Source organism: Pelomonas lactea (assembly GCF_043555885.1).
Classification (GTDB): Bacteria; Pseudomonadota; Gammaproteobacteria; order Burkholderiales; family Burkholderiaceae_C; genus Pelomonas; species Pelomonas lactea.
Map to the genome: position 1 here is coordinate 77,331 of NZ_JBIGHX010000006.1, position 16,024 is coordinate 93,354.

The 16,024-nt window shown below is 70.8% G+C and carries 12 protein-coding genes; 6 read left to right on the forward strand and 6 right to left on the reverse strand.

The annotated features are described in order from the left end of the window. Positions 1-39 precede the first annotated feature (39 nt). From ACG04Q_RS17125 to ACG04Q_RS17140, 4 genes are all read left to right on the forward strand, one after another. Positions 40-2,811 (forward strand): polysaccharide deacetylase family protein, encoded by a 2,772-nt coding sequence (locus tag ACG04Q_RS17125; RefSeq protein ID WP_394512247.1) that lies wholly within the window; start codon positions 40-42, stop codon positions 2,809-2,811. A 58-nt stretch (positions 2,812-2,869) separates the two neighbouring features. Continuing rightward, complete coding sequence (locus tag ACG04Q_RS17130; RefSeq protein WP_394512249.1) at positions 2,870-3,430, forward strand: hypothetical protein; 561 nt, start codon at positions 2,870-2,872, stop codon at positions 3,428-3,430. Positions 3,431-3,589: 159 nt separating this feature from the next. Continuing rightward, entirely contained in the window at positions 3,590-3,838 is a 249-nt protein-coding gene (locus ACG04Q_RS17135; RefSeq protein ID WP_394512251.1) for a hypothetical protein, read from the forward strand. 52 nt (positions 3,839-3,890) lie between these two features. Then, positions 3,891-6,131, forward strand: coding sequence for a helicase-related protein (locus ACG04Q_RS17140; RefSeq protein WP_394512253.1), 2,241 nt, complete (start codon positions 3,891-3,893; stop codon positions 6,129-6,131). 18 nt (positions 6,132-6,149) lie between these two features. On the opposite strand, the gene ACG04Q_RS17145 is transcribed toward ACG04Q_RS17140, so the two are convergent. Both ACG04Q_RS17145 and ACG04Q_RS17150 read right to left on the reverse strand, forming a co-directional pair. Continuing rightward, on the reverse strand, positions 6,150-7,184 hold the full coding sequence (locus ACG04Q_RS17145) for an NAD-dependent epimerase/dehydratase family protein (protein WP_394512255.1): 1,035 nt from the start codon (positions 7,182-7,184) through the stop codon (positions 6,150-6,152). A 49-nt stretch (positions 7,185-7,233) separates the two neighbouring features. Beyond that, the gene (locus ACG04Q_RS17150) at positions 7,234-8,322 is read right to left on the reverse strand and encodes a serine hydrolase domain-containing protein (RefSeq protein WP_394512257.1); all 1,089 of its coding nucleotides are present in this window, start codon (positions 8,320-8,322) and stop codon (positions 7,234-7,236) included. Positions 8,323-8,472: 150 nt separating this feature from the next. On the opposite strand from ACG04Q_RS17150, the gene ACG04Q_RS17155 reads away from it, so the two are divergent. Both ACG04Q_RS17155 and ACG04Q_RS17160 read left to right on the forward strand, forming a co-directional pair. Continuing rightward, positions 8,473-9,900, forward strand: a complete 1,428-nt coding sequence (locus ACG04Q_RS17155) for a peptide MFS transporter (protein ID WP_394512259.1) — start codon at positions 8,473-8,475, stop codon at positions 9,898-9,900. 9 nt (positions 9,901-9,909) lie between these two features. Further along, a complete protein-coding gene (locus tag ACG04Q_RS17160) occupies positions 9,910-10,578 on the forward strand; it encodes a glutathione S-transferase family protein (RefSeq protein ID WP_394512261.1) in 669 nt (222 codons plus the stop codon). A gap of 3 nt (positions 10,579-10,581) precedes the next feature. Here the strand turns inward: ACG04Q_RS17160 and ACG04Q_RS17165 are convergent, their stop codons facing one another. The 4 genes from ACG04Q_RS17165 to ACG04Q_RS17180 form a co-directional block, all read right to left on the reverse strand. Then, positions 10,582-10,983, reverse strand: coding sequence for a DUF6869 domain-containing protein (locus ACG04Q_RS17165; RefSeq protein WP_394512263.1), 402 nt, complete (start codon positions 10,981-10,983; stop codon positions 10,582-10,584). A gap of 17 nt (positions 10,984-11,000) precedes the next feature. Next, positions 11,001-12,014: a hypothetical protein gene (locus ACG04Q_RS17170; RefSeq protein ID WP_394512265.1), complete on the reverse strand. Its 1,014-nt coding sequence runs from the start codon at positions 12,012-12,014 to the stop codon at positions 11,001-11,003. Beyond that, positions 12,011-12,535, reverse strand: coding sequence for a (2Fe-2S)-binding protein (locus ACG04Q_RS17175; protein ID WP_394512267.1), 525 nt, complete (start codon positions 12,533-12,535; stop codon positions 12,011-12,013). The genes ACG04Q_RS17170 and ACG04Q_RS17175 overlap by 4 nt, the downstream gene beginning before the upstream one ends. Positions 12,536-13,145: 610 nt before the next feature. Continuing rightward, positions 13,146-15,983: a xanthine dehydrogenase family protein molybdopterin-binding subunit gene (locus tag ACG04Q_RS17180; RefSeq protein ID WP_394512269.1), complete on the reverse strand. Its 2,838-nt coding sequence runs from the start codon at positions 15,981-15,983 to the stop codon at positions 13,146-13,148. Between the last annotated feature and the right edge of the window lie 41 nt (positions 15,984-16,024).

Sequence of the window (16,024 nt, forward strand, 5' to 3'; positions counted from 1 at the left end):
GGCGCCACAATCGCGCCGCTCCATTGACCTCGCCTGCCGATGCGCCTGCCCACCGTCCCGCCTTCCCTCCCCCTGGCCCTGCTGCTGGCTGCCGCCGCCGTCACGCTGACCGGCTGCGGCAAGCGCCCCGCCGACGTGCCGGCCGCGCTGCCCGCCGCATCCGCCGCGCAAGATGCAAACGCAACCAGCCAGCTGCGCACCGAGGCCGACGGCCTGCTGGCGCTGCACCGCCAGATCGTCGTGCTGATGGACGGCGAGGCCGCGCTGCCCGCCGCGCAGCGCCGCGAGGTGCAGGCGCTGGGCCAGCAGCTGTTCCATGAACTGCTGCAGCGCCAGCAACGCCTGGCCGAGGCGGCGCTGCAGCCCGGCGCGCTGGAGGCCACCGCCGCGCTGCTGACGCGCATCGAGAGCGAGCCCGGCTGGTTCGACGCCGACCGCCTGGCGTTCAAGGAGGTGCTGGAGCAGCTGGCCACAGGGCTCAAGGCCTCGCAGACGCTGGACGGCATCAAGCTGGCCCGCCGCGCGCAGGAAGACATCGACACGCTGGCCGAGGTGCAGAAGGCCTACGAGCAGGAACTCAAGGAGGTGTTCGGCGGGTTCGCCAAGCGCGGCATCGAGTTGAAGCGCGAGAAGTGGAGCGACTACCTCGCCAAGCTCAAGGCGCTGCACACGCGCGAGGCGGTCATGAAGCAGCACGGCGCGCAGCTGCCGGCCGCGACCGACCTGGCCCCCGAGGTGCCGGCGTCGGCGGCATCAGGCGCGTCTGGCGCAATGCGCGGCGCGGCGGCCAAGGACCGCGAGGTCTTCGGCGACAAGCTGCCCCCGAAGACCGTGCTGCTGACCTTCGACGACGGCCCGCACGCCCGCTACACCGACGAGATCCTGGACATCCTCAAGCGCTACAACGCGCCGGCCGTGTTCTTCCAGCTGGGCCAGAACCTCGGCAAGGTGGGCGCCGACGGCAAGCCGCTGCCCGGCAACGGCAGCGCCGTGGCCAAGCGCGTGCTGGCCGCCGGCCACCAGCTGGCCAACCACAGCTTCAGCCACGGGCTGATGAGCAAGTTCGAGCTGGTGAAGGTGAAAGAAGAAGCCGCCAACACGGAGGCGCTGCTGGATGCGGCGGGTCGCAGCGGCGACGCGTTGTTTCGCTTTCCGTACGGCGCGCGCAACGATGGGGCTCTCTCCACCATCGAGGCGCTGAAGCTGCGCTCGATGATGTGGAACGTGGACTCGCTGGACTGGAGCGACCCCATCCCCAAGAGCATCGCCGCACGCGTGCTGGCCGAGCTGGACAAGCAGCAGCGCGGCATCGTGCTGTTCCACGACATCCACGCCCGCACCGTGCAGGCACTGCCGCTGGTGCTGGACCAGCTGGCCGCCGAGGGCTGGCGCTTCGCCAGCTACCAGGGCGGGCAGTTCGTCATCAGCGGCGACCGCCCGGCGCCGCCCTCGCTCACGGCGGGCGAGCTGTACCGCGACAGCCATGCGCTGGTCATCGGCATCAACGGCTACAGCGCCTGGCCCAAGCTGGCCCACGCGGTGCGCGATGCGCAGGCGGTGCGCGACGCGCTGGTCACGCGCTTCGGCTTCAAGGCCGACAACGTCACGCTGCTGACCGACGCCCAGGCCACGCGCGCCAACATCCTGAAGGCCATGAACGAGCGCTTCGGCGATGCGAAACGCGTGAAGCGCGACGACCGCGTGTTCGTCTTCTTCGCCGGCCACGGCAGCACGCGCCGCCTGCCCAGCGGCCGGGAGGTGGGCTACATCGTGCCGGTGGACGCCGGCCTCACCGACCTGCAGGCCGACGCCATCGCGATGCCACAGCTGCAGGAGGTGGCCGAGGCCATCACGGCCAAGCACGCGCTGTTCGTCATCGACGCCTGCTACTCGGGCCTGGGACTGACGCGCGCCGGCAGCGCGGCCGCGGACAGCAACTTCGCCCGCACCAACGCCCGCCGCATCGGCCGCCAGATGATGACCGCCGGCGGTGCCGACCAGCAGGTGGCCGACGACGGCCCCGGCGGCCATTCCGTGTTCACGTGGACGCTGCTGCAGGCGCTGAACGGCAAGGCCGACCTGAACGGCGACGGCCTCATCACCGCGACGGAACTCGCCGCCTACGTGGCGCCGGCCGTGTCGGCCATCGCGCGCCAGACACCGGCCTTCGGCAGCCTGCCGGGCAGCGAAGGCGGCGAGTTCGTGTTCGAGCTGCCGACCGCGCAGGAGCCGGGCCTGAGCGGCGCCGTCGCGCAGCTGGACGACAAGGCCAGCCAGCTCGCCGCCAAGCTCGACGAAGCCAGCACCGCCAGCCGCCAGGCCGCGCCGGCCGCCGGCGGCGCCAGCGGCGTGCAGGTCACCATCAAGGGTCTGGACGGCAAGGACCAGGCGCTGGCCGCGACGACCGCCCGCGCGGACCCCGGCGCCCGCGTGGCCGCCCAGCGCGCCAACGACCGCGGCCTGCAGCTCTACCGCGAGCGCCGCTACGACGACGCGGAGGCTGCCTTCAAGGAAGCGCTGCAACTGCAGCCGAAGTTCGCGCTGGCCGCCAACAACCTGGGCTTCGTGCTGTACCGCCGCGGCAAGTTCGCCGACGCGGCCGGCTGGTTCGAAAAGGCCGTGGAGATGGACGCCAGCCGTTCGCTCGCCTGGCTGAACCTGGGCGACGCGCGGCTGCAGGCGGGTGAAGACGCCAAGGCTGTGGCGGCCTACAAAACCTTCCTGGAGCTGGCGCCCAAGCATGCGCGGGCAGCGGAGGTGCAGACATGGGTGGCGAATCCGTCGGACGGGACGCGGCCGAAGCCGCTATGAACCGAGCTTGCCGTTTCTCTCCGCGCGTTCAATCAGCGGAGCTGACCTTGCCTGGGCTATGACCACGGCTCCTTCCCCACGCCTCCCGCTCGTCGTCGCTCTGCTGGGCCTGACACTGCTGCTCGCTCCGACCCGGCATGGCCGTGCCGTCACGCCACCGCTCGTTCAGGACCACGACTTGGTCCATGTTTACCTCGCGACAACCTACGAGCGCACCAGCGAAGTGTGCGGGTACCGTTTTCGGGACTTGGCCGGCAGCCTCGACAGTGCGCTGAAGGCATGGAAAGCTCGCCACGTGGAGGCGCTGTCGGAGATGCGCAGGCTGCATGACGAACTCCATTCGGCATCACAGGCGTCTCCCGCCATCAACGGCCTACTCGCCACAGACCGGCTGGCGCAGCTTGCCCGTATATCAACAGACGATGAGCTGTTTCGTCTCGCCGCGTCGCTGGATGCGCAGGCCAGGCCGTTTTGCGAAAAGCGTCGCGCTGAACTGAATGACGATGACCGGACTCGCGTCCTCTTCCTCAAGGCCCGTGATGCAGCGCGAGACCTGCTGGAGCGCAAGCGTGCGGACACCGAGGAATATCAGCGTCGGCAACGTCCTTCGCCTCGGTAGCCCCATCCACAACACCAGTTCCTCAAGTGCGGGCGGTTCTCGTTCATCCGTCAAACGCAACTTGGCTCGCATCTTGCTGAGTCGTCATCAGACCGTTGCCTATCTGTGTTCAACTTGGCGCCGAAGCCCCGTCCGCGCTGATCCTTTTCGGAGATCTCGATGACCCCCACCGCCTCGTTCCCGGCCGCCACACGACAGGACGTGCTTCGCGACCGGTTGCTCGCCACGGTGGACCTGCTCAAGCAGCGCCGTGCGGCCGACATTGCCGAGGGCTTCATCGACGACTACGTGGCCCTTCACTGGATGGAGTGGCGCGGCGGCTCGCTGAAGTTGACGACCACCGGCGAGAACGTCTGCCGGCACCTCACGGCGTTGCTGAACCGCAGCGACAAGCGCTCCACACGCTGATCCTGCCGGTGCGGGTGAGCAGCCCCGGCGCGGGCTGTGTTCCACTTCCGGCGTGAATTCCGAAGTCCCCGCCTCCAAGCCGGCCAGACCGGCCAAGCCGCCCGCACCGGCGTTTCCGCTCCCCCAACCCCGCCACGCCTCGCGCCTGCCTGCCACGCTGGCACCCGAGGACTGGGCCCGCATCCGCCAGGCCGCGCACGCGCTGCCACAGGTGCTGACGCCGGCCGACCTCGACGACGGCAGCGAGGACGCGCTGGACCGCCTGGGCGCCATCCAGATCTCCAAGGCCGCCGGCGGCGCGCGGCCCAGCCGCTGGATCATCCCGGCGCACCTCCCCGTGGCGCTGGCCCAGCTGGACGCCACGCCGCTGACCAACACGCTGCGCCCGCAGCTGCAGCAGCGCCTGCACCAGCTCGAAAGCCTGGGCCTGCGCCGCGAGGGCCTGGTGTTCACGCGCCTGTGCGTGCACCCGATCACCCTCGCCCATGAGGGTTGGCGCATCGACCTGTCGCACCGCGTGCCGGTGCCCGAGGGCCCCGTCTGGGCCTTCTTCCGCGACGGCGACACGGCCGCGCTGCGGCACGCGCTGGGCCAGGCGCCGGAGTACTCGTTCCAGGCCGAGCTGGCGCTGCACCTGAACCACCTCGTCGCGCGCAGCGAAGCGATGGGCGACAGCGCCCAGCTCGCCTCGCTGCTGCCGCGGCTGCAGGCCGAGTGCGGCGTGCCGATGCCGTTCGACGAGCTCAAGGCCGCGCTGACCCGCGCGCAGGACCGCTGGGAACAGACGGTCGAGGAGCAGAGCACGCTGGCCAGCCTGGGCCGCGAGCTGGCCTTCCAGGGCTACCCGGACAGCTTCGACGCCGCCCGCAAGCTGGGTCGCAAGGTGACGCTGTACCTGGGTCCGCCCAACAGCGGCAAGACGTACTCGGCCTTCGAGCGGCTGGCGCAGGCGCTGGACGGCGCCTACCTCGCGCCGCTGCGGCTGCTGGCCCTCGAAGGCCGCGACCGGCTGGTCGGCCGCGGCGTGCCCTGCTCGCTGCTGACCGGCGAGGAGAACGTGCCGGCGGCCAACGCCCGCGTCGTCAGCAGCACCATCGAGATGGTCAACACGCGCGACGTCATCGACGTGGCCGTCATCGACGAAGCGCAGATGATCTTCGACGACTCGCGCGGCTGGGCCTGGACGCAGGCCATCGTCGGCGTGCCGGCGCGCGAGGTCATCATCATCGCGTCCGCCTACGCGGCGCCCGCCATCGAGCGGCTGCTGCAACTGTGCGGCGAGAAGCCCGAGCGCCGCGTGTTCGAGCGCAAGCAGCAGGTGCAGCTGATGCCCGCACCGGTGCCCATGACGCACCTGCAGGCCGGCGACGCCGTGGTGGCCTTCAGCCGCCGCGACGTGCTGATGCTGCGCGACCAGATCTCGCAGAACGGGCATGCGGTCAGCGTGATCTACGGGGCGCTGCCGCCCGAGGTGCGCCGCCGCGAGGCCGAGCGCTTCGCGGTGGGCGCGAGCGACATCCTCGTCGCCACCGACGCCATCGGCATGGGCCTGAACCTGCCCATCCGCCGCGTGCTGTTCTCCACGCTGACCAAGTTCGACGGCGTGGGCGACCGGGAGCTGAGCGTCAGCGAGGTGCACCAGATCGCTGGCCGCGCCGGCCGCTACGGCATGCATGACGAAGGCTTCGTCAGCGTGCTGAAGGAGGCCGAAGCCGAGGCGATGAAGATCCTGCGCCAGCAACTGCCCAAGGAGCCGCGCGCGCCGCGCGACTTCAAGTGCCCGGTGGCCCCCAACTGGCGCCACGTGCAGACCATCTCGCAGCGCCTGGGCGTGAACAAGCTCTACGCGGTGCTGAGCATCTTCATGCAGCAGCTGCGCCTGGACGACGCCCACTTCGCCGTGGCCGAGCTGGAGCAGATGCTGGAGCTGGCCGACATGCTGGACCGCAACGCCATCGCGCTGCCGCTGAACGAACGCTTCAAGTACGCCCAGGCGCCGGTGGACGCGCGCCTGCCCATGCTGCTGGACCAGTTCCAGAGCTGGGCGACCCACCACGCCCGCACCGGCAAGGCCGGCGAGCCGCACTTCCTGGACGAGTACGACCAGCACGGCCGCCTGGACCGCATGGAGCAGGCGCTGCGCATCTGCACGCTGTGGCTGTGGCTGGACCTGCGCTTCCCCGGCGTCTACGGCCACGTCGAAGAAGTCATCGACCTGCGTGGGCGGCTGAACGACGGCATCGAGCGGCAGCTGAAGGGCAAGCGGCCGTTGTGGCAGCGGCGCGGGCGCTGAGGCACCGCCCCGCGGCCGTCAGCGCTTGACCACGCCGAGCGCGATCAAATCCCTCGCCGACGCCACGATCGCCTCCCTCGGCGCCCGCGGCACCCAGCCCAGCACCTCACGCGCATGGCTGGCATCCTGGTGCCGCGCGGTGCCCAGCTCGCTGGCCGCATTGCGCACCAGCGGGCTGACCTTGGCCATCAGCCGCACGCTCCAGTCGGGCAGCTCCAGGCGGGGCACGCGGCGGGCATCGGCGCCCAGTTCCTCACGCAGCACGGCGGCGATGTCGCGCAGCCACGTGAAGCCGGCGCAGGCGATGAAGCGTTCGCCCGCCATGCCGGGCGCGGCGAGTGCGAGCCGGTGCAACTCGGCCACGTCGCGCACGTCGACGATGCCGAAGCCGATGCGCGGCATCGCCGGGATGCGGCCCTGCAGCAGGCTCTGCACGATGACGACGCTGGCCGAGTAGTCGGCACTGGCCACGGGCCCGAGCACGACCGACGGGTTCACGGTGCAGAACGCCAGGCCACCGCCCTCGCGCGCCACCCAGTCGCGTGCGGCGCGCTCGGCCACGGTCTTGGACTGCACATAGGGCGGCACGCCAGGCGCGGCGAGGTTGGTCCAGTCGCGCTCGGTGAAGTGGTGATCGCCCGGGCCGTGGCCGTAGGCGATGGCGGCGACGGAGGACGTCATCACCACGCGCTGCACGCCGGCATCGCGCGCCGCCTTCAGCGCGCGCAGCGCGCCGTCACGGGCGGGCACGATGAGCTCCATCGCATCGCGCGGCACGCCGGTGGGCAGCGGGGATGCCACGTGCGCCACATGCGTGCAGCCGGCCGCGGCCTCGGCCCAGCCCGCGTCGGCCATCAGGTCGGCGGCGAAGCAGCGCAGCTGGTCCTTCTTCACGCCGCGGCTGGCGCCGAGTGCCTTGCGCAGCGCCGGTTCACGGGCCAGGTCGCGCACGGTGGTGTGCACCTGCCAGCCGTCGGCCAGCAGCTGGCGGATCAGCACACCGGCGATGTAGCCGGTGCCGCCGGTGACGAGGATGCGCGGGTCGTGGGTCATGGGGTCGGGTGGGCGCCGGAGTGCGCGCCGCATTGCACCAGAAGTCGCCTCACGGCGCGCTGGCGCCCGCCGCCGGTGCCGGTGGCAGCTCCAGCAGCGCCTCGATCAGCGCCCGCCCGCGCACGCCGTTGGTCAGGATGACGATGCCGTCGCGGCTGTCGCGCACGAAGCCGGCGAACGCGCGGTACTCGCCGTTGCTGCCGTTGTGGCTGACCAGCGTCGTGCCGTCGACCAGGCGCGTGATCGCCCAGCCCAGGCCGCGAGACATGGGGCCCGGGGGCTCGTCGCCCGGCACCGGGGCCTGCGGCCGCAGCAGGTCGTCGTAGGCCGCGCGGGACAGGCCCTCGCGCCTGCACACCAGCGACAGGAAGCGCGCGTAGTCCTGCGCCGTGGTCACCAGCGACGCGGCGGACAGCGCATGGTCGGTCAGCGTCGTCATGTCGCGCCCGCCGCTGGCCTGGGCGGCGCTGGCATAGCCGCGCGACGCGACGGTGCCGGGCCGCAGCGGCCGCACGAAGGTGGACTGCGGCATGACGTGGCCCAGCCGCGCCTGGAACAGCGCCTGCAGCGAGCGGCCGGTGGTGTGCTCGACGAAGGCCTGCAGCAGCTGGAAGGCCTCGCCGGAGTAGCTGTTGGCGGTGCCCGGCGGGTGCTTGAACGGGATGGGCGCGGTGCGCTGCGGAAACTCGACGTCGCCGCCCACCCAGTTGGGCAGGCCGGTGCGGTGGGTCAGCACCAGGCGCGGCGTGAGCTTGGCGTAGGCGGCCTTGTCGGGGATGCGGGCGTAGTCGAAGGTCTCGGCCAGCGGCCGGTCCAGGTCGATGAGCTTCTCGTCCGCCAGCTGCATGACCAGCCACGCGAACACCGGCTTGGACAGCGACGCCGCCTCGAACACCGTGGCCGGCGTGACAGGCCGGTCCGGCGCCAGCGTTGCGCGGCCTGCCACGACGGGCTCGGCCACCGGCTCGCAGGCCTTGAGCGTGGCCACCGCCACGCCGGGCACGTCGAAGCGGGCCAGCAGGCCGGCCAGTTCGGCCGGCGTGGGCGCCGTGGCCGGCGGGGCGCCGGGGGCCGCCAGTGCCAGGGACAGGGGTAAGGACAAGCCGCCGCTGGCCGCCAGCGCCAGCCACCTCGTCATCCGTCTCTTCACGCGTCACTCCTGCAAGCCGGGAGCGGCCATCATTCCACGCCCCGCGCCATGACTGCCGTCATGCCCGGGCCAGTGCCCATTGCCAGCGCCCCGCGGGGCAGGGACAGTGCGCGCTTTCGCCTTTCACCGGACCTCCCCTTGACCACCGTCACCTCCACCGCGAGCGCCCGCGACGCCAACAGCGACCTGCGCGCCCGCCATGACCGCGCCTTCCTGGGCCACCCCGCCGGCCTGGGCTGGCTGGCCTTCTGCGAACTGTGGGAGCGCTTCAGCTACTACGGCATGCAGGCGCTGTTGGTGCTGTACCTCAGCAACTACCTGTTCATGCCCGGCAACATCGGCGCCGTCGCCGGCATGGACGCGCTGCGTGCGGCCATCGAGAACGTCACCGGCCCGCGCTCGCCGCAGCAGCTGGCGTCGGCGGTGTTCGGCCTGTACGTGGGCCTCGTCTACCTGACGCCCATCTTCGGCGGGCTCATCGCCGACCGCTGGCTGGGCCGCACGCGCACCGTCGTCATCGGCTCGCTGCTGATGGCCGCGGGCCACTTCCTGATGGCGTTCGAGACGGCGCTGCTGCCGGCGCTGGGCTGCCTGCTGCTGGGCGTGGGCTGCTTCAAGGGCAACATCGCCGCACAGGTGGGCGACCTCTACGCGCCGGGCGACAAGCGCCGCGCCAGCGCCTTCCAGATCTTCATGCTGGCGGTGCAGATCGCGGTGATTGCCGCGCCCATCGTCTGCGGCACGCTGGGCGAGCGGGTGGGCTGGCACTGGGGCTTCGGCTCGGCCGGCGTGGGCATGCTGATCGGGCTGGTGGTCTACCTGGCCGGCCGGCGCTGGCTGCCGCCGGAAGCCCCGCGCGGCGGCGCCAGGTCGGATGCGCGCCCGCCGATGGGCAAGCGCGCGGCGCTGCAGGTGGCGCTGCTGGTGGCCATGCTGCCGCTGCTGATGCTGTCCATCGTCGGCAACCAGCAATACAACAACGGCTTCCCGCTGTGGTCGCAGCAGCACATGGACATGGTGGTGGCCGGCTTCGCGGTGCCGGTGAGCTGGCTGCAGGCGGTGGACGCGCTGACCAGCACCGGCACGATGCTGGCCTCGCTGGCCTTCTGGCGCTGGTGGGCGGCCCGGAGGCGCGAGCCCGATGAGGTCACGAAGATGGCGATGGGCTGCTTCGTCGCGGCCTGCGCGCCGCTGCTGCTGCTGATCCCGGCGCTGTCCATCGAGAGCGGCGGCACGCGCATCAGCATCCTGTGGTCGTTCGCCTACTCCACGGTCAACAACATCGGCTTCGCCAACATCATGCCGGTGGGCCTGGCGCTGTACTCGCGCGCCGCGCCGCGCGGGCTGCAGGGCGTCATGATCGGCATCTACTACCTGCACCTGTTCTTCGGCAACAGCTTCGTCGGCTGGCTGGCCGGGCTGCTGGAGACGATGCCGGGCTCCAAGTTCTGGCTGCTGCACGCCGTGCTGGTGGCGGCGGCCGGCGTGGGGCTGCTGATGGTGAAGCTGGTGTTCGGGCGGCTGCTTGCGCCCGAGGAGACAGACGCCTCACCGGTGCGTGCCTAAACTGCCGCGATGATCACCGTCCACCACCTCAACAACTCCCGTTCGCAGCGCGTGCTGTGGCTGCTCGAAGAGCTGGGCCTGCCCTACGAAATCAAGCACTACCAGCGCGACGCCAAGACCTCGCTGGCGCCGCCGGAGCTGCGCAAGGTCCACCCGCTGGGCAAGAGCCCTGTCATCACCGACGGCGGGCTGACGGTGGCCGAGAGCGGCGCCATCATCGAGTACCTGGTGGACAAGTACGGCGGTGGCCGCCTCAAGCCCACCAGTGAGCAGGACCTGCTGCACTACCGCTACTTCCTGCACTTCGCCGAGGGCTCGGCGATGCCGCCGCTGGTGATGAAGCTGGTCTTCAACAAGATCAAGCGCGCGCCGATGCCGTTCTTCGTGAAGCCCATCGCCAAGGGCATTGCCGACAAGGTGCTCTCCAGCTTCGTGCAGCCCAACATCGACGCGCAGCTGGCGTTCGTCGAGGGCGAGCTGACCGCGCGGCCGTGGTTTGCCGGCGCGGAGTTCTCGGCGGCTGACGTGCAGATGAGCTTCGCCGCCGAAGCCTGGGCCGCCCGCTCGGGCGACATGGCCCGCTACCCCAAGCTGCGCGAGTTCCTGGCCCGCATCCATGCGCGGCCGGCGTACAAGAAGGCGCTGGAGCGGGGTGGGCCGTATGACTTGATGAGCTGACGTTCACAGCCCGTCCCAGCCCTTGCGGATCCAGGCCTGCTGGACTCGGGCCCACACGTCATCTGTCATGCCGAAACGCCAGACACCGCCCAGAAGGAATGCGAACTTCGGATTGCATCGCGCCTCCGCTTCAACCCGGTCAATAAAGTTCGGGCCGTGCTGAGAGAGCAGGTCTTCAAGCGGCCCGGCTGCCAGCACGCCGAAATGGGGCTCGACCCTGGGATCCAGGCTCGCCGTGACGATGGCTTGCCACGCCTGCTCAGGTCGCTCTCTCACGACCCAATCGAACTCGTCGAACCCAATCAAGTCGCCGGATTGAGAAGCATCGCGATCCGGATCTGCTGACCACTGGGCCCATTTGAGCCATTCGTTCAGCAAGTCCGGTGTCGGCAACGGCTCGTACATCCTCGCTCCTCGGTCGCTCAGCGTTTAGGCATCGCTTTCGGCCCGTACTCCACCACCTGGCACCCCGCCCCCTTCGGGTCCGCACAGCACGCCGCCAGCTTTCTGAGGCTCTCGCTGAACTGCTCGTCCCACTGCGCCTTGCTGTGCAGATTGCCCGGGCTCATCCAGTGCGACTGCCGGAACTTTTTGGACCAGGCGTTGCCGCCCTCCTGCGGCGCGTTGCCGGTGGACTGCTGCATCGCCACCTGGCAGGAGTTCATGTTGCCCATGCGGTGGCAGGCCGTGCAGGTGTTGCCGCGCGTCGTGATGCCGAAGGCATGGAGCTTGGCCCACGCTCGTCTGAAATCCTCGCCGATGGCCTTGGGCTCGTAGACGCCGAACGGGTCGCCCGGCAGCTGCGTCGTCTGTGCGATGTAGGGCGAGTACATGAACGGCCCGCTGTCGTGGCAGCTGATGCAGGCGGGCTGGCTCCAGGCGACCTGGTGCGGCGTCTGCCAGACCTTGTCGGCGGGCTGCGCCTTCACGCCGTCGGGGCTGGCCGGCGGCGGCTTGGCCGTGAGCATGCTGGGCGAGGGCACCCAGCGGCCGTCGATGCCGCTGGCGGGCGTGGACGGGGGCGGCGGCGTGACCTTGGCGGTGAACCAGCAGGTCTTGCCGTTCTTCAGGCTGTGGGAGATGACGTTGATCTCGTCGAACCACGGGCTGCCCGCGGGCCGCGCGACCTGCTTGCGGCAGATGGCGCTGACCTGCGCGGTCTTGTCGTCACGCAGCACCAGCGCGCGGCTGCCGGGCACGCATTGGCTCTGCGCGGTGGGCTGGGGCAGCAGTGACGGGCGGTCGCAGGTGGGCGGCGCCTGGTCGGCGGGCACGGGCTTGCCGTCCACGGTGATGGGGATCTCCTGGCCGGCCATGCAGCTGAAGGCGGGGATCTCGGCGATCTGCTCGGCGCACTGGCGGCCGTACTCGGCCAGCGTCTCGGCGTGGGTGCTGCCGGCAAGCAGCGCAAGCAGCAGGGCGGTCGTCTTCTTCATGCCGTCACCAGCCCTTTCTCCGCCAGCACGACGGCGCGGATGGCCTGGTGGTAGCGGGCGTAGCCGGTGCAGCGGCAGATGTGCTGGCCCACGGCGTCTTCAATCGCCGCGTCGAGCTGGCTGCGCGGCACGGGCTGGGCGCGCAGGCGCTCGATCAGCATCTCGGTGGCCATGACGAAGCCGGGCGTGCAGTAGCCGCACTGGAAGGCGAAGTGGTCGAGGAAGGCCTGCTGGATGGCGCTGGGTTTTTCCATGCTGCCGGTGCCTTCGACCGTCGTGATGGACTGGCCTTGCAGCAGCGCGACGGGCGTGGAGCAGGCGAGCATGGGTTGCGCCTGGCTCGTGGGCACGCGGCGCGCGGCGACGGTGCAGGCCTTGCAGACGCCGATGCCGCAGCACAGGCGGGTGCCGGAGAGGCGCAGCTCTTCCTGCAGGAAGTCGATGAGGGGGAGGTCGGTGGGGACCTGGGTGTCGACGGGGCGGCCGTTGACGTGGAATTGGACTTTGACGAGGTCGGTCATCAGGTGGCCTCTCGTTGCGGTTGGTTTCTGCCGAGGGTGGTGCCGGGAGTTCGCCCCGGCGGGCGACCTTCTTTTTGAGCGACCAAAAAGAAGGCAAAAAGTCGCCCCCGATCCGCCCGGCCCTTTGCTTCGCAGCGGGCTGCCCTGCGCTGCTCAGGCCTTGAGGGCCCGCGCAAAACTCCCTCCGCCACGCTGCGGTCAAACAGTTGCGCGGAGTCAGTTGTCGATGCGAGCTTCGCTCGCGCCCTCAAGGCCTTGCGCTGCTCGGCGGGCTCCAGGGGGGAGTGAAGAACAGCCGGCGACAGCCGGCTTGTGGGCCTGGCTGTTGGCTGTTGGGGTGGGCTGTTTGGGGTCTCCCCTTCAAAACCGCCTGTGATGCTTGAATCCCAAGGCGCGTGCGCAGCACGCTTCAAGCACTGACTCGCGACGACTGTCCGAGCAGAGCGTAGCGACGCGAGTTCGGCGCGGCCTTGGGATTCAAGCAGCGCAGGGAACCCCGCAGGGGCGGTTTTGCAGGGGCGCTTTCTTTGCCTACTTTCTTGCGCGTGCAAGAAAGTAGGTCGCCCGCCGGGGCGAACTCCCGGCACCACGCTCACGCGGCAACCCACCGTCACGACAACGCCCCCCGCACCACCTCAGCCGTGATCGGCAACGACCGAAAGCGCCGCCCCGTCGCATGCGCCACCGCATTGCCGATGGCCGGCGCGATCGGGCACAGCACCGCCTCGGCAATGCCCTTGGCCGTCGGCTCGTCCGAAGGCAGCGTCGTGATGTTCAGCCGCGCCAGCGGCACGTCGCCGCTCAGCGCCACGTGGTACCGGTCCAGGTTCCAGCGCCCGTCGCCGGCGCCGCCCGCCTCCAGCGGCAGGTTCTCCAGCAGCGCGTAGCCGATGCCCATGGCCACGCCGCCCTGGGCCTGGCCCAGCAGCAGGTCCGGCTGCAGCACCTTGCCCGCGTCCACCCACAGCTCCACGGCGACGACGCGCGGCGCGAAGTCCTGCGGCCCGATCTCCACGGCCACCAATGCGCCCGATGGCGCGTACAGGCTGCGGCCGTACAGGCCGGCCTCGGGCTTGGGCGGCACGACGTTCTGGCGCAACACGGAAGTCCAGCTCGTTTGGCCACCAGCGCGCAGCGACAGCCCGTCGATGGGCAACGTCAGCGCCCGCCCGGCCGGCACCGCATACGTGGCCGACACCCAGGCCGCCTCGTACAGCCCATGCACCATCGCAGCCGTCGTCAGCCCGGCCTGATGCACCCGGGCGGCCAGCGCCGCCAGCGGCAGCGGCGACAGCCCCGGCGCCACCAGCCGGCCGGCATCCCAGCGCGTCTTGCCCTGCACCTGCGCCAGCGGCACACCCCACAGTGCCGCGGCCGCCGGCAGCAGGCCGGCCTCGAACAGCACGCGGCTGGCCTGCTCGGTCACGTGGACCTGGTGGAAGGCCGTCAGGCAGGCACTGCTGGACATCGCGAAGCTGGCCGTCCAGCGCGGGTCGGCCCAGCTGCCCTTGGCATCGCTGTGCAGGTCCAGCGCGTTGAACGAGCCGACGTCGCCCATGACCACGTCCTGCGCGTTGCGGCCCAGCCAGCCGGCCGTGGAGATGGCCAGCGTCGTCGCCGAGCCGTTGCCCATGTCCACGCAGTTGGTGCGCACGGTCAGCCGCCCGGCGGCATCCATCGCCACCTCGGCCATCACGCCGTCCTTGCCGGTGCCGTAGGCCTGGTTGGCCAGCGCAAAGCCCACGCCGTAGCGCACGCCCTCACGCGCCTTGCGCGCCTTCACCGCCTCGCGGTCCCGCCACAGCGCATGGCCGCGGGCCAGCCGGCAGATCTCGCGCAGGCGCATGGGCTGCGCCAGCGGCGCACCGGTGATGGTCCGGTCGCCCTCGCGCAAGGCATTGGCCTCGCGCAGCGCGATGGCGTCGCGCTTGAGCGCCACGGCCACCTCGTCCACCAGCGTCTCGACGGCCCAGCTGGCCTGCGGCCCGCCGAAGCCGCGCATGGAACCGGCCACGACGCCGCTGCTGGGCTGCGCGATGGCGTCCACGTAGGCCTGGCCGATGTTGTAGCCGCTGAGGCCGCAATAGGCGGCCAGCATCGCGACGAACTGGCTGTAGTTGTTCTGCCCGCCGGAGGGCAGCACCTGCTCGCTGCCGAAGGCGAGGAACTGCCCGGTCTTGGCGTCCACCGCGATGCGCTGCGTGATGCGGCTGGCCAGTTGCTTCAACCCGCCCTGGAACTGCTCGTAGCGGTCCTGCGCGATGCGCACCGGCCCGTCGGCCAGCGCGGCCGTCACGGCCAGCAGCGGCGGGAAGGTGGACACATCCCGCCCGCCGAAACCGCCGCCGGGGTAGCAGGAGTTCAGAACGATGGTCTTGACCTGGATGGGGCAATTCGTGCCGAACAGCGCCAGGCTGTCGCCCGCGTCGCCGTTGGTGGCCTGCGTGCCCAGCACCAGGTTCAGCGTGCCGCTGCCCGAGCGGTCCAGCCAGGCCAGGCCGGCCTCGGGCTCCATGAACATCGGGTCCAGCACCTGTGTGCTGTAGGTGCCGCCCAGCTGCACCAGGCCGGCGCTCTGCGTCTGCAGCGTCGCGTCGATGCGCTGGCGCAGCGCGCGGGCCGTGCTGTTGTAGGGCTGGCTGGTGGAGTCGGGCTGGTAGGGGTTGGATTCAAAGCCCACCTGCACCTGCGAGAACGGGTTGACGCCGTCGCCGTCATAACGCGTCAGGTAGTTGACCGGGCTGTAGGCCAGCGCCCAGGGCTGCTTGGGCGGCGGCGGCAGGCCGCCCATCTGCACCACGCCGGGCTGGAACTGCAGCGCCCGCCTGGCGCGGCGGTACGCATGGGCATCCGCAAACACCAGGATGGCCACTGGCTGGCCGAAGAACTGCGGCGCGCTGCCCACCGGCACCAGCAGCTGGCTGATGCCATCGGCGCCGGCGCTGGAGAAGGGCAGCGTCAGGTTCAGCGAGGCCAGGTCGCGCTGCGGGCCGGTGTAGTTGCCCAGCGGCGTCTGCGTGATGACGGTCAGCGGCTGCGCGTCCACGCCGGCCAGGGCCGACAGGTCCAGCCCCGTGAAGACACGGCCCGGGTCGGTCGCGCGCAGGATCATCGCCATGCGCTCGGTGGCCGGCCAGCCGGGCATGTCGGCGGCGCGGAAGTCGCGCGCGTAGATCTTCTGGCCCGTCACCTTGGCCAGGCCGTCGATGCGAAAGCGCGCCTTGCCGGGGCCGCCGGACCAGTCCGGCGCGCCCGGCGGTGCATGGCCGCCGATATAGGGCTGCGTGGGCACGCCGTCGGGCTGCGGGCGCGTGCCGGGCAGGCGCGGCGTGGGCGGCTTGAAGGCCAGCGCCAGGTCGTGCACCAGCAGCGTCACGGCGGCGGCGCCGCTGCCGAGGACGCGGCGCCGGGTCAGCTGGAAGGGGCCGTTCGTGGGAATGTCAGACATGCAGCGGCCTCCCGGGTCGCGTAGGGGAACAACGAAGGTCA

Bases quoted from the DNA above. Each gene is read 5' to 3' on its own strand.
- ACG04Q_RS17145 (WP_394512255.1), bottom strand. From the start codon at position 7,184: ATGACCCACGACCCGCGCATCCTCGTCACCGGCGGCACCGGCTACATC.
- ACG04Q_RS17180 (WP_394512269.1), bottom strand. From the start codon at position 15,983: ATGTCTGACATTCCCACGAACGGCCCCTTCCAGCTGACCCGGCGCCGC.
- ACG04Q_RS17130 (WP_394512249.1), top strand. From the start codon at position 2,870: ATGACCACGGCTCCTTCCCCACGCCTCCCGCTCGTCGTCGCTCTGCTG.
- ACG04Q_RS17125 (WP_394512247.1), top strand. From the start codon at position 40: ATGCGCCTGCCCACCGTCCCGCCTTCCCTCCCCCTGGCCCTGCTGCTG.
- ACG04Q_RS17150 (WP_394512257.1), bottom strand. From the start codon at position 8,322: ATGACGAGGTGGCTGGCGCTGGCGGCCAGCGGCGGCTTGTCCTTACCC.
- ACG04Q_RS17160 (WP_394512261.1), top strand. From the start codon at position 9,910: ATGATCACCGTCCACCACCTCAACAACTCCCGTTCGCAGCGCGTGCTG.
- ACG04Q_RS17135 (WP_394512251.1), top strand. From the start codon at position 3,590: ATGACCCCCACCGCCTCGTTCCCGGCCGCCACACGACAGGACGTGCTT.
- ACG04Q_RS17175 (WP_394512267.1), bottom strand. From the start codon at position 12,535: ATGACCGACCTCGTCAAAGTCCAATTCCACGTCAACGGCCGCCCCGTC.
- ACG04Q_RS17165 (WP_394512263.1), bottom strand. From the start codon at position 10,983: ATGTACGAGCCGTTGCCGACACCGGACTTGCTGAACGAATGGCTCAAA.
- ACG04Q_RS17170 (WP_394512265.1), bottom strand. From the start codon at position 12,014: ATGAAGAAGACGACCGCCCTGCTGCTTGCGCTGCTTGCCGGCAGCACC.